The sequence below is a fragment of the Arthrobacter sp. PvP103 genome (assembly GCF_017833075.1).
Classification (GTDB): domain Bacteria; phylum Actinomycetota; class Actinomycetes; order Actinomycetales; family Micrococcaceae; genus Arthrobacter.
This window is the reverse complement of the sequence record NZ_JAFIBQ010000001.1, coordinates 3,460,652-3,476,051: the sequence shown is the minus strand read 5'-3', so window position 1 is coordinate 3,476,051 and position 15,400 is coordinate 3,460,652. Positions and strand designations below refer to the sequence as shown.

Sequence of the window (15,400 nt, the reverse complement as noted above, 5' to 3'; positions counted from 1 at the left end):
AGATTACGGTTCACAGAGGGCCGCCGGCGGCACGACACTCTCTTTCGTCTCATCCGTGTGCCAGTGGTCCTCGCACCGGTTCCGGACTCTTGCTGGCGTAGCCTCGGCACGTTCCGGATCGTCCACGTGGATGAGCGCAGCCATCCGGCCCAGGAGCTTCTTCTCATCGGCATCCGAGAGCTCTTGGATGCCGATGAGGGCGGCCTCCAATGGCGAGAACCCATCGATCAGCCCCGCCTGGCGGAGGTAACCGGTCCAGGAATCCCTCGTCGAACGATAGACCGACTTCAGGTCGTTCCCGGACTGCTCTAGGTAAGCTGCCAGCTCGGTCTCGGCGTACGAGGCGATGTCCCGGACCAGCTGTGCCCGGTTGAACCGCAGCTGTGCCTTGATGTTGTCCAGCACCACCTTCTGCGCCACCCGGTCCAGCACGATCTGGGAGCCCGAGGGCAGGTACGGGAATTCGTCCTCCACTGCCTTCTCCAGCTCCTTCCGTCCGTAGCCGGTCAGCGCGCGGTAGCGCAGATCGAAGCGGAACTCACGCCGTTGCTGGCCGATGAAGTCCATGACCGTCAGCACGGCCTTGCCCTCGGCACGGCGCAGCCCACGTCCCAGCTGCTGGAGGAAGATCGTGGCGCTCTCTGTGGGCCGGAGCAGCAGGATGGTGTCCACCTGCGGCAGGTCCAGGCCTTCGTTGAAGAGGTCGACGGCGAAGATGCAGTTGATTTCCCGCCGGCGGAGGCGCTCCAGCACCGCCGCGCGGTCGGCGTCGTCGGTGCTGCCGTCGACCGCAACGGAGACGATGCCGGCGCGGTTGAACACTTCGGCCATGTAGTGGGAATGCTGGACCGAGACGCAGAAGCCGATGGCCCGCATCTGGTCCGTGCTGGTGACTTTGTCGCGGAGTTCGCGGATCACCTTGGCGGCGCGGGCATCGTTGCCCGTGTAGAGGTTGTTCAGCTGAGTGGTGTCGTAGTTGCCGCGCTTCCATTCCAATTGGCTGAGGTCGACGTCGTCCGACACACCGAAGTAGTGGAACGGCACCAGCAGGTCAGCGTCCAGGGCGTCCCACAGCCTAAGCTCACTGGCGGTGCGGCCGTCGAAGAACTGCTTGGCGACGTCGACGCCGTCGCCGCGTTCCGGCGTCGCGGTCAGGCCGAGGAGTTGCTGCGGCTGGAGATAATCCAGCAGCCGGCGGTAGGTGGGCGCCATGGCGTGGTGGAATTCATCGATGACCACGACGTCAAAGAAGTCAGGCTCCAGCTGCTCGACGCCGAGCGAAGACAGCGACTGGACGGAGGCGAAGATGTGCTTCCACTGTGTGGGTTTGTGTTCCCCGACGTAGAGTTCGCCGAAGGTGCCGTCCTGCATGACGTCACGGTAGGTGCGCATCGCCTGTTTCAGGATTTCCTGCCGGTGGGCAACGAAGAGCAGCTTCAGATCACGGCCGGCAGCCTCGCACAGGCGCTTGTAGTCCAGGGCAGCAATGACGGTCTTGCCGGTGCCGGTGGCCGCGACCACGAGGTTGTGGTTGAAGCCCTTGAGACGCTCGGCTTCCAGGTCTTCGAGCATCTCCTCCTGGTGGAGGAACGGCTGGACTTCGAGCCCGGTGGCCGCGCCAGGGGCTGCCGTGCGCCGGCCGCCGTTGCGTTCCAGGGCGGCGTCCAGCTTTTCGCCGTCCCGTTCCGGATCGTAGCTTTGGAAGGCTCGCTGCTCCCAGTAGCTGTCAAAGGTGACCTCGAACTTCTGCAGCAGTGTGGGCGTGCCGACCGAGCTGAGCCGGACGTTCCACTCGAGGCCGTCAAGGAGGGCAGCCTGGCTGAGATTGGAGCTGCCTACGTAGGCGGTGTCAAAGCCAGAGTCGCGGCGGAACAACCAGGCCTTGGCGTGCAGGCGCGTGGCCTGGGTTTCGTAGTTGATCTTCACTTCGGCGCCATAGCGGTTGACGAGCTCATCGATGGCGCGGCGTTCCGTGGCGCCCATGTAGGTGGTGGTCATGACTCGGAGTTTGGAGCCGCGTTCCTTGAGCTCTTCGAGGGCCGGCTGGAGCAGGCGGAGGCCCGTCCACCGGACGAACGCGCAAAGCAGGTCGACAGTGTTGGCGGACTCGATTTCAGAGCGGAGTTCCGCGGCAAGATTCGGCTCGTCCTTGCTGTTAGTGAGGAGCGCGGAATCGCTCAGTCTGGTGGTGGGGCGGCGAAGTTGCCGGCGCTTTAGGGTGTCCGGACGGTGGAGTGATTGGAGCTGGGTCGGGCCGTCTGCGATTCGGTCCGTAGTGCTCAGCTCCTGGAGAAGCCGGTTGGCTAGACCGACCCTGAGGGCTGGCTTCGCTGCTGCCAAAGCATGCCGGACGGCAACGGAAACGTGCCGAGTCAGGATGTCTGGGACATCTTCATCTTCAACCTGCACGAAGATGGGCTGATGATCCAAATCGCTATTTAGACGATGCTTGACCGAATCTGTACTTAGCAATTCATACAAGCCGGGAGGCAACTGTCCCTGTTCGCCGTCAAAGTTGATCACTTCGCTAGGCTAAGGCCTCCTGCACGCTTGCCAAAGAAGATTCGAAAGGAAATCCCCGATCGTAATTATTGGATTACTACCGCTTGCGGCTAGTGTCGCACTAGGGCGTCAACGGTGTAGAACCAATAACGTCTCGTGGAGGAACAAGTGCCCGGTTCAAAGGCACAAGGGTAGGGGGAACAATGAAGGCGACTTCGGGACGAGTACTGCTCATAGTGCTCGCATGTATCGTAGTTGGCCTGGCCCTGATGTGGTGGTCGACGGTACTGCCTGTTCCCTGGGGTGCCCTGGTATCCACATTTGGTGCTGTTGTAATAACGGTGGGCCTTGTGAATGGTGTTTCTGACCTATTTCTCCGGCAAACGGTAGCTCGAGACTTGATGTCATACATGGCTTCAGATCGGCGACTAGTGGAATCTGGGCTCGATGGAATGCAAGCACTTAACAATGTGGACTGGGCAAGTTTTGTTCCGTTTGCGAGAACGATCCAATGCTACACGAATGATCCTTCATCGTTTCGAACTCTGATCTGGCACCACATACTGGATCGCTCTACTGAAAGACCAAAGGAAGTAGAGCTTCATTTTCTAGATCCTTCGAGTTCCAACCTTGACACCGTTGCAAACCAACTGGGTCAAGAACCGAAAACATATAGAAGCATCCTCGAAGAAGTCATTCAAGATGTCGAGGACGACTGGAAAAAATCAAAACGCCATAAGAAGAGCAGTCTCGTGATACGCACCACTCAGGCCCCAGCGCGCCACGCATATCTCAAGTGTGATCAACGCTACGCTTTGTTCATTGACCCCCTCGACGGCCATCGTGGTCAAAATTATGTGCTTCTGGTGCGCTCCGACCGAGGTACCTATCCCAGCATTCAATGGCTAGATGACTCGATAAACAGGTTCCAGAGCAACTCAAAGGCTCCACGCTATTCAGACCGCGTCGAAGAAAACGACGATCACTTGAACGAGGTGTGAAGTGGGACTCGAAAAAACTCATGGTCGCAATTACGATTTGTCTCGTATTCTTTCTGGCATACATGAAGGCCGAATCGTCTTACCCGAATTTCAGCGCGACTTTCAGTGGGACAATGGGGCAGTCAAGCAGTTACTGGCCACATGCTTAACGGGATGGCCGATTGGCAGTCTGCTCCTGCTCCCTGGCAAGTCGCAATTCTTTTTTTCTGTTCGCGAAATTGAAGGCGCGCCGCGAGCGTCGCCTCCATATCAAATGGTCGTCCTGGACGGGCAACAACGGCTGACCTCTCTATACCAAGCGCTCTACGGGAGAGGTTCCTTCCGCTACGCCATACGTCTCGACGTTATAGCCGACAGAGAAACCATTGAGGACCTAGAAGAAGCTGTCGTCGCTGTCCCAAGCAAGCGGTGGGAGCGCGACTACGGCAATCCACGTCGGGAGTATGAAGACCATCTTCTGCCCGTATCTGCGCTGAGAAGTCCGTCCGCTTTCTACGCGTGGCGGGATGAAGCCCTAGAGTTCGAGGTTCACACCGAGACGAAACGGCGCATTACCGACCTATATGTCGATTTCCTCTCTGGGTTGGACCGGTATGAGATACCCGCCGTTGTAATTGATGATGAAGTGCATCCTGAGGCCGTCGCTAGGATCTTTGAACGAGTCAACAGGCTGGGTCAAGCGCTGGGGACTTTCGACCTCATGGTCGCTAAATCCTTCACACAACACTTCAACCTCCGGCACCGCTGGGAGACTGCTCAGCGTGAGCACCCTGGACTGGCCGCCTTCCTTGAGGGTGACGGGCTTCCGGTTCTAAGCCTAATTGCGCTGCGTGCACGTCACAGCGTTCGTCAGCATGACGTCTTGGAGCTCCCAGGCACCGTCGTTCGAGATTTGTGGGAGCCGAGCGTTGAAGCTATGTCACGTGCTGTCGTTTTTGCTCAACAACGCCTCGGCGTACTGGATCCGGACTGGATGCCTTTCCGCGTTCAGTTGTCCATCCTTGGGGGCCTGGCCCTGGAGGGAGAGTTAGATAGCCACACGTCGTTTGTGGAGTCGTGGTTTTGGAAGTCTGTCTTCCAAGGAAGGTACGATGTTGCGTCCAATACGCGCGCTGTAGAGGATTTTCAGGCCCTCCTGGGTGGCCGTGACCCGCTGCCCGACCGGATTGAACTGGACAAGGAGCTGATGCTTTCTGTCAATAAGCGTCAATTCGGTTCTCTTCATCGGGGGCTACTTTGCCTTTTAGCAACCGCTGGACCCATCGACCCAGTTGAAGGCGTACCAACGGCCTTCTTCGACGCCAGTAACATCGCGGCTGTTAGCGTCCTTGGTAGGGATGTGTCACAAATTTCCTCAGTACACCTTCTTACTCTTGGAATGCTGCTGGTCGGGCGTCAAACTGCCAAAGCGGGGATAACTGACCTCGGCGAGTTCCAACCAGCTACTTTGGCTTCGCATTTGATCGAGACGCCGGAACTTCTTAAAAATCCTTCTGAATTTCTAGAGCAAAGACTTGAGAGGGTTGCTGGGCAGCTATCATCACGAGCGCAGGTCCCCGTCGAGTTGATAGCCGCCGAAACGAATTAAAGGACTACGGTAGAGGCCGTCTGAGGCCGCAGACTTCCAGCAGACTTGATACATCAGCGGATCAGTGGGCGGTCCGGCTTATCTGAGGTGGATCTTCCGGTAGAAGGCGAGCCGGCCGCCGTCGGCCCGAACGCCACCAGGCGTCACTCGACCGCCCAGGACCGCAAAAGGATGCGGCGTTGTGCCCTAGGTTGAGCTGTTGCTGCCAACAGAATCGAGAAGCCATCCGTCAGAACGACCGGAGGCTGTCCAAGAGCTCCCTATTGTCGGAATTGCCGTTGGCCAACGCCATACCCCGAGGAGGCCGCAACTGGAGTGCGCGATCTCCTTCGAGCGTCTGGACGCAATTCCATAGCAGTGATCCCCAGTAAAGTCCCGTTTCGCCGGTGAGGGTGTACGACAGCCCACTCAGAAGCATTTGTCCGGCGGCTCATCGGACGGCCTTGTGGCAAGAATAATGCGCCGTATTCCAACGGCAGGCGGTCATGTCTTCCCTACGGCTTTGAGCGGCCAGCCAGGCTCCCGTTCGGCACGTATCGTCTCGTCGCTGACAAGTGGCAGCCCCAAGCAGACCTGCCGTAGACGCCGCTCAGTTCCCCGTTAGTTCCTTCAAGTAGGGCGACGAGTCTATCCCACCTCGCCATTTTCGTGTGACCAGCCATAATGCAGCATGATTATCGGATGGACCTTCCGATCATCCTCAGCGCGCTGGCCCTGGTGGGCATACCCGTCACCATTTTCGCTTCCCGCAGATGGGGTACCCGGCGAGGCAAGGTGGTCGTCGGCTCGATCTCGACACCGCTGTTGGCTTCCGGTGCCCACAGGAATAGTGACGACCTAAAGGTTGTCTTCCGCGGGAATGAGGTCCAAGACCCTCACCTAGTGCGGCTGCTACTGAGAAACGTCGGCCCGCACGACATAACCCCGGAGCAGTTCGACGGCGGAGAGTTCCTTGTCGAACTAACGGGCAGCACGCTCTACGGCCTCGTCCGGATTCTCAGCAGCGACGGAGTAGAACCTGACATATCAACCCATGAAGGCACCAATCAAATCGCCGATGTGAGCTTCCACCCCACGCTCCTGCCGAAAGGAGTCACGTGGGTCGTTGAAGCCATAGTTTCGGGAGCAGGCAAGTCAAAAGTTCGTAGCCGGCTCATTAATACCGATATTTCAGAAGCTGAAACCTCAAGCCTCGGTTTGGGTTTGCTGCGAGCGATGGCAACTCCTCTGGAAGTGCTGGCTGCCTTCTTCGGGTTCGTGCTGCGACGCTAGGCGCGGAAGGCTTTCTAGTGGTCGGCAGATGAACTGACGTCTCATAGCCGGCCCAATGTAAACCGCCTTGTCCCAGCCCTGCATCCTGTGCCAAGGGCGCGCCCGGCCAAAGCCGGACGCGCCCTTCAAATGCCCTGAACCAAAGAAGTGGTTCGCTACGACTTAATCAGTCGACAAGCACCGGCTCCTTGTCACCCTCCGAAGCTTCAACGGGGCCTGCAACCGTCCCGTTCCGGTGGTGGAGCCAGTTCGCCACCGCCAGGAGCGCCACGAGTCCGAAAGTGCTCAGGAGCTGGGGACGAGAATCCTCGCCGATGAAACCCACCGTGAAGATCGCAGCCAGGATGAACAGACCAAACACCGTGAGCCACGGGAAGCCGGGCATCCGCAGGGGAAGCTCTGTCCCCTCGCGGTCGGCGCGGAGGCGCAGCGCGAGCTGGGCGAGGAGCGCGGACGTCCACACCAGCAGGCACGTCGAACCCACGATGTTGAGCAGGACGGGAAGCACCTTCTCCGGGAAGGCCAGCTCCAGCACAACCGTGACAACGCCGAAAGCGACGCTGGCCAGGACTGCGACAACCGGGACACGCGCTTTGGACACCGAGGCAAGCAGGCGTGGTGCCTCACCCCGCTCCGCGAGGGAGTACGCCATCCGTGACGCACCGTAGAGGTTGGCGTTGAGGGCGGAGAGCAGCGCTGCCACGGCCACCAGGGTGATGGCAGTGGCTGCGCCGGGCATGCCGGCGGCATCCAGCACCGCGGCGAACGGGCTCTTCAGCCCCGCCGAACCCACGGGAACCACCGCCGCGATCACGAAGATCGCACCGATGTAGAAGACCAGGATGCGCCACAGCACCGTCCGGACCGCTTTCTTCACGCTGCGGGCAGGCTCGGCGGTCTCAGCTGCCGCCACGGATACGATCTCAGTGCCGCCGAACGCGAACGCCACCACGAACAGCGCCGTCGCAATCCCGGCAAAACCGCTCGGCGCGAACCCGGCACCCGTGAAGTTGCTCAGGCCCGGTGACTGCACGCCCGGCACCAAGCCGAACAGCAGCGCAAAGCCCACCAGCAGAAACCCGACGATGGCCGCCACCTTGAGCAGCGCAAACCAGAACTCAAACTCGCCGAAGTTCTTCACACTGGTCAGGTTCACAGCGGTGAGCACCACGATGAACACGAACGCCATCAGCCACACCGGCAGGGCAGGGAAAATGGTAGCCAGCAGGCCTGCCGCACCGAGGGCTTCGGCCGCAATGACCACCACGAGCTGGATCCACCAGAGCCAGCCCACCGTGGCACCGGCCACCGGCCCGTAAGCCTTGGCGGTGTAGACGGAGAACGCACCGCTGTCCGGGTTGGCGGCGGCCATCTCGCCGAGGGCCCACATCACCAGAATGATGAGGGTGCCGGCCACGAGGTAGAAGATCAGCACGGCCGGGCCCGCGGCTTGGATGCCGGCGCCGGAGCCGATGAACAGGCCCGCGCCAATGGCGCTTCCGAGCCCCATCATGGTGAGCTGGCGTGGTTTGAGTGCCGCACCCAGTGCGCGGCCAGACTTCATTGTCTGTTGTTCCATGGGGAGTCCTCTGGTTGTAGGCGGAACGGGTTGGTAAAGGGTCAGTCGATTGTCGAGGCTGCGTGCGCTTCCAAAAGCCGGAGCACGCGGTCGTTGGAGGCGGGAGCGGCAACCGTGATCCGCACGCCGTCGCCCTGGTACGCGCGGACCATGACGCCGGCGGCGTCGAACGCGTCCACCAGTCTCGCCCGGAGGCCCTCGTCGGCACGGATCCACAGGAAATTGCCCTGGCTCGGCTGAAGTTTCCAGCCCTGGGTTTCCAGCTGCGCGGCCATCCGGGCGCGCTCCTGCCTGACGGCGGCCACCCGCGCTTCCATCTCCTCCCCCGCGTCCAGCGAGGCGATGCCCGCCTTCTGCGCCAGCGCGCTCACGGAGAAGGGAAGGGCGGTCCGCCGCAGACCCTCAGCGATGGCCGGCGACGCCACGGCATAGCCAACGCGCAGGCCGGCGAGCCCGTAGGCCTTCGAGAAGGTGCGCAGGATGCAGACGTTGGGGTACCGGCGGTAGAGCGCCAGGGAATCGGGGCCGCTGCCCGCTTCGGCGTATTCCACGTAGGCCTCGTCGATCACCACGAGGATGTCCGAGCGCACTGACTGCAGGAAGGCCTCGATGCGGTCGTGGCTGATCGGCACGCCGGTGGGATTGTTGGGGGTGCAGAGCAGGATCACCTTCGTACGGTCAGTGACCGCCGCAGCCATGGCATCAAGGTCGTGGCCCTCGGCGTCGTCCAGCGGGATGCGGACCGGCCGGGCGCCTGCCAGCTCAACCAGGATGGGGTAAGCCTCGAACGAGCGCCACGCGAAGATCACTTCATCGCCGGCGTCGCACAGGCCGGTGATGATCTGCTGGAGGACGCCCACGCTGCCGGGTCCCACGGCAACCTCTGCGGCCGTCACGCCGAGATGCCGGGCAATCCGTTCACGGAGTTCGACGGCGGCAGTGTCCGGGTAGCGGTTCATGGTAACGGCCGCTTCGGCCACCGCGGCGGCAGCAGCGGGCAGCGGCTCGTAGTGGCTTTCGTTGCTGGCGAGGGCTGCAACGTCCGCGCCGGCACTGCGCCGGCCCGGGACGTAGGGCGGAAGTCCGGCCACCGCGCCACGAAGGGTGGGGAGCGCGGTGTCCGGGGCGGTCAGGGTCTGATCACGGGTCATGAGGACCGATCATGATTGTGACCCGGCCCACAATGCAAGATACGCTCATCCCATTGGGACTTCTGCTCAACTTCTACTGTGTGTGGTGAAAATATGACCATCGCGAACTCTCGCACCCTCGATTCCCTCGACGGCAGGATCATCCTGGCCCTGGACAAGGATCCCGAAGCCAGCGCCCTGGCACTCTCCCGGACGCTCGGCGTCGCACGCAACACCATCCATGCCCGGCTGGCACGGCTCGAGCGTAGCGGCGCCCTCCGCTCCTTCAGCCGGAGGCTGGACCCCGCCGCGCTTGGCTATGACCTGATGGCATTCCTCTCACTGTCCATCAGCCAGACCCGGACAGGTTCGGTGGAAGACGGGCTGGCCGCGATCCCGGAAGTCATCGAGGTGCACGCCACCACCGGCGACGCGGACCTCATGGCCAAGGTGGTGGCACGCGGCACGGCGGACCTCTACCGCATCACCAACCAGATCCTGGAGATCGACGGGATCCAGCGGACCAGCACGGCCATCTCCATCCTTGAACTCATGCCGCCCCGCTACGACGGCCTCATCAGCAGGCTGTCGGAGCAGGAATCCCGCCCTTCCATTTAGGGATCGGTGAGGCACGCCACAAGCGACCAGAGCAGAACACGGTGTTCACAGGCCTGTCAGAATGAAGGAGAACGCTGCGGATCCAGTGACCTGCCTGAGGGAGAAACATGACTTTGTCTGACACTGAAGTTGGAGGCATGTGGCTTGAGAACTTCCCGCACGAAGATCGCCAACTCGCACGGAAACTGCTCGACGCGTTCGCGCTTGACAGCTGGACTTCCGCGCGCGCGCTGCTGCTTGACCTCCTCAGGGCCGAGATAAGTAGCGCTCAGAAAACTGGTACGGTCTGGGTCATTCCTGCAATGGATACTGGCGATATCCGCCGCGCAAACCATCTAGATCAAAGCGCGCGTTTGATCGCGTTCGGAAATTTCGAGCCAGGCATGGATATCCCATCGATGCCTGGGAGCGAAGGCCTCATTGGCCATCTGCTAAGAGACGTTCAGGGCAAGGACGTGCTTTCGTCGACAACACAACTTTCAGTACTCCGCAACAAACATGTACGCACAATTATCGTGGTCACTGACACGATTGAGACAGGTGCGCAGGTCGCTAAGTACGTGCAGGCCATACTGCGAAACCCCACGCTAAGGAGCTGGAGGTCGTTCCACTGGATTAAGCTAAAGGTCGTCGCATACGCCGTTTCCAGAGAAGGTGAAGAGGCGCTTTCTCATTCAAGGAATGTGGACTCCCTTCGGTTCGTTCGACGTGCGCCGACTATACGAAGTTTGCCTTGGACTGCTGCCGACATCGCGGATGCAATCTCTTTTTGCCGCCGTTACGGACGAGGTTCCGCACTTCTCGGCTATGGAGAACAGGCTAGCCTGTTCGGGTTTCAGGACCGCGTACCAAATACAGTTCCCCGAGTTTTCCGACAGACAGGCGCCGATTGGGCGTCACTATTCGAAGGAAAAAATGGACGGTTGGTCCCAACTGGAATGATCGGTGAACTCCTCGACTCATCGGAGGGACCAGTCGCGCACGATGATGTGGTGGCAGCCGTTCGCCAAGAGCGGCTGTCGATCAGCATCCACAAACAACAACGGGAAAGCAATCGAGATATCCTCGCTGCGCTTGCGCTGTTGAGGGCTTCACCCGAGCGTGCCACTCTCTTGGGGCTTGCGCTGGATCTTACCCAGACCGAAGTTTCGGCACTGTTGGACTACCTGGTGTCCCAAGGTTGGATCTCGGAGAGTCACAGCCTGACTCAGACCGGGATCGCAGAGTTGACCGCAGGCAAGCGCAAACTTCGGCGTGTCGAGCACCGACCCTCTCCAATGAACCTGCAACCCTACTATCCTGAATCATTGAGGTGAGGAGATGGTAGAAGGTGGCCTAGAAATGAAGTTGCGGCGTCGTCGTGACTCGTTGAGCGATATCGCTCAAGTGGTTCGTTTTCGAACCTCGGTGCCCCGGATAGCCGGCGCATTCGGACTAGCTCGCGCAACGCGTGCAAGCACGGACAGGCCGCCCTGCGTGTGCCTTCGGGCTCTTCCTGCCCGTGGATCCCTCCGGGATCTCCCATCAGAGTAGGCCCAAATTTGCCATCTCCTCATCGCTACATTGCTAAAGGCCTCACACTCGGCCGCGACATCGACATGCTTCGTCGGGCAGGGGCCTACCAACGAGCGATCGCGTCGAACAACGCTTACCCTCTTCTCACGTTACGTCACCTGGCCCGGGAAACCGGGACTGAATGGGGGTACCTCAGGTCCATCGTGGAACGGCGGTTGAATGAGTACTCGTCCATCCGGCGGCGCAAGCAGGACGGCTCTTTCAGGGAAATCTCGGCACCTAATCCGAACCTCATGCATGTTCAGCGCTGGATGCTATCGAACGTCCTGACAGGCCTGCAGTTCCACGATGCGGCATTCGCGTATCGCCGTGGCCTATCCATTAAGCACTGCGCTGAAGTACACGTAGGCGCGAACTGGTTACTGAAGATGGACCTGCACAACTTCTTCGGAAGCATCGAGGAATCGCGGGTTTACGGCGTGCTTAGACGTCTCGGATACCCCGCGCTGCTCGCACTCGAAATGGCAAGAATCTGCACGAAGCCGATCACACTTCCCGGCATGACGAAACCTCGGCTTTCTGGTCGAGGTGTGGAGGCTTACAGCACCCCCAACCGCGGGGTGCTTCCACAAGGGGCACCAACCAGCGGTGCCCTGGCAAACGCTATTGCATTTCGTCTAGACACAATGCTGGCCTCGATTGCGGACGAGGGCGGGCTGACGTACACCCGGTACTCGGATGACCTCACATTCTCGTCGTACGAGGGCTTATCCCGCACTGCAGTCTCGAAACTTATACTTCAGATCGAGCATGCGATCTCGCTTGCCGGGTTCGATGTCCACAACGGGAAGACACGCATCGTTACTCCTGGCGCACGGCAGATCGTCCTTGGGCTCATGTTGACCCCAGAGGCGGTGAGACTATTGCCCGAATTTCGACATCAACTAGACAACCACATTCGCTGTGTGGAACGTTACGGTCCAGCCGCACATGCAAACACACGACGCTTTGATTCAGCGTTGTCGATGATCAACTACGTAGATGGATGCCTGGCATTCGCCGTTGACATCGAGCCCGATTGGACAGCGCGGCGAAAGATTCGGTGGCGGGCGGCGCTCGGTCAACACGGACATCCTGTCGCTCAGGACGCATGAAGCCGACACTTGCGTGGTGCCGGCCCCCTCGAAGCGCCCGTACCATCGTCAAGTTTCGTCCCAGTAGCGGACCGGCTTACGGGCACCAGGGGTGACATTAAGCGATCCTGGAGATCGACGGGATCCAGCGGACCAGCACGGCCATCTCCATCCTTGAACTCATGCCGCCCCGCTACGACGGCCTCATCAGCAGGCTGTCGGAGCAGGAATCCCGCCCTTCCACATAAGCGGGGTGATGCACGCCACAAGTGGGCATATTTTCACTCGAAACCCGCTTTGATTGCCAAATATCCCACCAGAAACGTGCTCTCTTGCCGATCGGTGACTCAGCCCACATGATTCCTGCATGACTTCATCTACCGTCTCCGGCCGCGTGGCACAGGTTCTCAGCAGCTACCTCAGCGATGTCTTCGGCGTCATGGGGAACGGAAACGTCTACTTCCTGGACGCCGCGGAAAAGCTGGGACTCCGCTTTTCCGCCGTCCGCCATGAAGGCGCCGCCATCGCCGCGGCCGACGCCTACTACCGCACGTCAGGACGTCTCGCAGCGGGCACCACCACCTACGGCCCCGGCTTCACCAATGCACTCACTGCCCTCGCGGAGGCGGTCCAGGCGCAGATCCCGGTTGTGCTGATCACCGGCGACGCCCCGACCAGCGGTGCGCGGCCCTGGGACGTGGACCAGGCGGCAATCGCCGCGGGCCTCGGCGCGGCCACCTTCACGGTCACCCGCGACGCCGCGGGCTCCATCACGCAGCAGGCGGTGGAATACGCACTCACCAAGCGCACCGCCGTCGTGATTGCCATTCCGTACGACCTCGCGGCTGTCGAAGCTGCGGACGAAGAGCTTCCGGCGCCGCTGGCACCGGCGGTGATGGACGACGTCGACGGCGGGCTTGGGCAGGTAGCCCGCCTGCTCGCCGGGGCGAAGCGGCCGCTGATCCTCGCCGGCCGCGGTGCGCACCTCGCCGGCGCCGGCCCGGAGCTCCGGGAACTCGCCGACCGCCTCGGCGCACTGACCGCCGGAACCGCCCTGGCGCTCAACCTCCTCAAAGGCGAGGGGTACTTGGGCGTCGCCGGCGGTTTCGGCACCGACACCGCTGCCGGGCTCATGGGTGAGGCCGATGTGGTCCTGGTGGCCGGGGCAAGCCTGAGCCCCTTCACCATGCGGTTCGGGGACCTGCTCGGGCCGGACAGCACCGTCATCCAAATCGACACCGCCTTGCAGCCGACACACCCCCGGGTGGACACGTTCGTCAGCGCAGACGTGAAGTCCGCTACGGGACGCATCCTCCAACTGCTCGACGGCGAGGCTTCAGCAGAAGCCTGGCGCGCGGAAGCCCGCAAACGCCTGGCCGAAGGACCGGCCCACCACCACGGCTCCGACGAGACCGCGGATGGCCGGCTGGACCCTCGTTCCCTTGCCATCGCCCTGGACGCCGTGCTGCCCGAGCGACGCACCGTGGTCCAGGACGGCGGGCACTTCCTCGGCTGGGCCCCCATGTACTGGAACATCCCGCGGCCGCAGGACCTGGTGATGGTGGGCACCGCCTTCCAGACCATCGGGCTGGGCCTTGCCAGCGCCGTCGGGGCAGCCCGCGCAGTGGAGGACGGCCGCACCCTGGTGCTGGCCTCCGGCGACGGCGGTTTCCTAATGGGCCTGTCCGACCTCGAATCGCTGATCGGCGCGGCGAGCAGCGCCGTCGTCGTGATTTACAACGATGCCGCCTATGGAGCGGAGATCCATCAGTACGGCTCCCAGGGCCTGACCGAAAAGCCCATGCTGATCCCCGAGGTGGACTTCAGCGGCGTCGCCCGTGCTTTGGGGGCCGAGTCGGCGATCATCCGCTCGCTGGCAGACCTTTCCGTGCTTCAGGACTGGATCGACGCTGGCGCCAAGGGAACTTTCGTGGCCGACTGCCGGATCACGTCGAGCGTCCGGGCGCCGTGGATGAGCGAGTGGATGGCGGCCAAGCAGGAGGCGAAGGCGGCAGTGGCGGGCTAGCGGGGAAGAAGCCGCCACAGCGGCGCGCCCTCGCCGCCGTCGAACGCAAAATAGGGGAAGCCCCACCAGCAATGCTGAAGGGGCTTCGACTGTTTTGATTCCGTTATGACGAACATCATCTCCCGAACTTGCGGGAATTCTGGTTCTTCCTGCCTCGTCATCGGCAGACCACGTGGATCAGATCCACAGTGTGTTCCAGGGTTCCCTGTTGTTCGTTCCCGTCCTTCTTTCGAAGAACGTATTAACAGTGTTACGCCTAGTTTTCCGGTGGCGCAAGAGCCAATTTTCCCGGGGATTCCGGCGTTCCAAACGGTGGCCGCCGGTCATCCCGGAGCAGCAAGCTTCAGGAGAATCACGCTTTGCCGTGAACCACCAGGACAGGACACTGAGCGTGGGTGACAACCTGGGTGGAGACCGAGCCCAGGTGCAAGCCCGGAAATCCCCCATGACCCCGGGATCCGACGACAATAAGGTCCGCGTCTTTGGCAGCCTCCAGAATTGCCGAAGCAGGTGAAGGCATGTCAACTAGCTCTCCAGCCGCGGTCACGCCTCCGTCTGCGGCGGTCTTCAGCGCCTCACCCTGGCGGGTCCGTGCGACTTGCTCCGGAGAGTCTTCGGCCGCAATCTCACCTGCCGCCGTTTCCAGGACAGCCGGATACCATGCCATCGGCGGCTTACTCCAGGCTGTGACCAGGCGGAGCTGGCCATTGCGCTGCCGGGCCTCATCCATGGCCCAGTCCAGTGCAGCCTGGGAATATTCGGAACCGTCAAAACCGACAACAATCAAGAATGAACCGGTACTGGTCATCTGTCTTTCCTTTCACTGCCTTGCCGAACCGTGCCGCGCCGAGCCTGACCTGTGAGGGCTACACGGCAATCCGGGCACCCTCGTCTGGCCCCGGGACGGACCAGCCTGCGTGCGGGGTTCGGTTCCAGCTGTCATGGTTCCATCGGACGCCCGTGCCGGCGTCGGGGGTAGAGTCCAAGGTCCCCGGCGCCGCGGGCCGAACGACTACGACTGAGTGCCTCGGATGTA

11 protein-coding genes and 1 pseudogene are annotated in these 15,400 nt (G+C 61.4%); 8 read left to right on the top strand and 4 right to left on the bottom strand.

The features are described from left to right. Positions 1-3: 3 nt before the first annotated feature. Positions 4-2,409 (bottom strand): DEAD/DEAH box helicase family protein, encoded by a 2,406-nt coding sequence (locus JOE41_RS16055; RefSeq protein ID WP_307800710.1) that lies wholly within the window; start codon positions 2,407-2,409, stop codon positions 4-6. A gap of 545 nt (positions 2,410-2,954) precedes the next feature. On the opposite strand from JOE41_RS16055, the gene JOE41_RS16050 reads away from it, so the two are divergent. From JOE41_RS16050 to JOE41_RS16040, 3 genes are all read left to right on the top strand, one after another. Beyond that, positions 2,955-3,503 (top strand): hypothetical protein, encoded by a 549-nt coding sequence (locus JOE41_RS16050; protein ID WP_209752936.1) that lies wholly within the window; start codon positions 2,955-2,957, stop codon positions 3,501-3,503. 1 nt (position 3,504) lies between these two features. Continuing rightward, entirely contained in the window at positions 3,505-5,091 is a 1,587-nt protein-coding gene (locus JOE41_RS16045) for a DUF262 domain-containing protein (RefSeq protein WP_209752935.1), read from the top strand. Positions 5,092-5,772: 681 nt separating this feature from the next. Next, positions 5,773-6,363, top strand: a complete 591-nt coding sequence (locus tag JOE41_RS16040; protein WP_209752934.1) for a hypothetical protein — start codon at positions 5,773-5,775, stop codon at positions 6,361-6,363. Positions 6,364-6,529: 166 nt separating this feature from the next. Here JOE41_RS16040 and JOE41_RS16035 read toward each other — a convergent pair whose 3' ends face one another. Together JOE41_RS16035 and hisC are read right to left on the bottom strand one after the other, a co-directional pair. Beyond that, positions 6,530-7,942 carry an amino acid permease gene (locus JOE41_RS16035; protein ID WP_209752933.1) on the bottom strand — a complete coding sequence of 471 codons (1,413 nt, stop codon included), beginning with the start codon at positions 7,940-7,942 and terminating at the stop codon, positions 6,530-6,532. A 41-nt stretch (positions 7,943-7,983) separates the two neighbouring features. Beyond that, a complete protein-coding gene (gene hisC, locus JOE41_RS16030; protein ID WP_209752932.1) occupies positions 7,984-9,093 on the bottom strand; it encodes a histidinol-phosphate transaminase in 1,110 nt (369 codons plus the stop codon). Positions 9,094-9,186: 93 nt separating this feature from the next. Here hisC and JOE41_RS16025 point away from each other — a divergent pair, with 93 nt between their 5' ends. From JOE41_RS16025 to JOE41_RS16010, 5 genes and pseudogenes are all read left to right on the top strand, one after another. Next, positions 9,187-9,690, top strand: coding sequence for an Lrp/AsnC family transcriptional regulator (locus JOE41_RS16025; protein WP_209752931.1), 504 nt, complete (start codon positions 9,187-9,189; stop codon positions 9,688-9,690). A gap of 107 nt (positions 9,691-9,797) precedes the next feature. After that, complete coding sequence (locus JOE41_RS16020) at positions 9,798-11,006, top strand: hypothetical protein (protein ID WP_209752930.1); 1,209 nt, start codon at positions 9,798-9,800, stop codon at positions 11,004-11,006. 414 nt (positions 11,007-11,420) lie between these two features. Further along, entirely contained in the window at positions 11,421-12,359 is a 939-nt protein-coding gene (locus JOE41_RS16015; protein WP_209752929.1) for a reverse transcriptase family protein, read from the top strand. A 104-nt stretch (positions 12,360-12,463) separates the two neighbouring features. Further along, positions 12,464-12,586: pseudogene (locus tag JOE41_RS21185) on the top strand (Lrp/AsnC family transcriptional regulator); the annotation flags it as partial. A gap of 119 nt (positions 12,587-12,705) precedes the next feature. Then, positions 12,706-14,364, top strand: coding sequence for a thiamine pyrophosphate-binding protein (locus JOE41_RS16010; protein ID WP_209752928.1), 1,659 nt, complete (start codon positions 12,706-12,708; stop codon positions 14,362-14,364). 352 nt (positions 14,365-14,716) lie between these two features. Here the strand turns inward: JOE41_RS16010 and JOE41_RS16005 are convergent, their stop codons facing one another. Beyond that, positions 14,717-15,172 (bottom strand): universal stress protein, encoded by a 456-nt coding sequence (locus tag JOE41_RS16005; RefSeq protein WP_209752927.1) that lies wholly within the window; start codon positions 15,170-15,172, stop codon positions 14,717-14,719. Between the last annotated feature and the right edge of the window lie 228 nt (positions 15,173-15,400).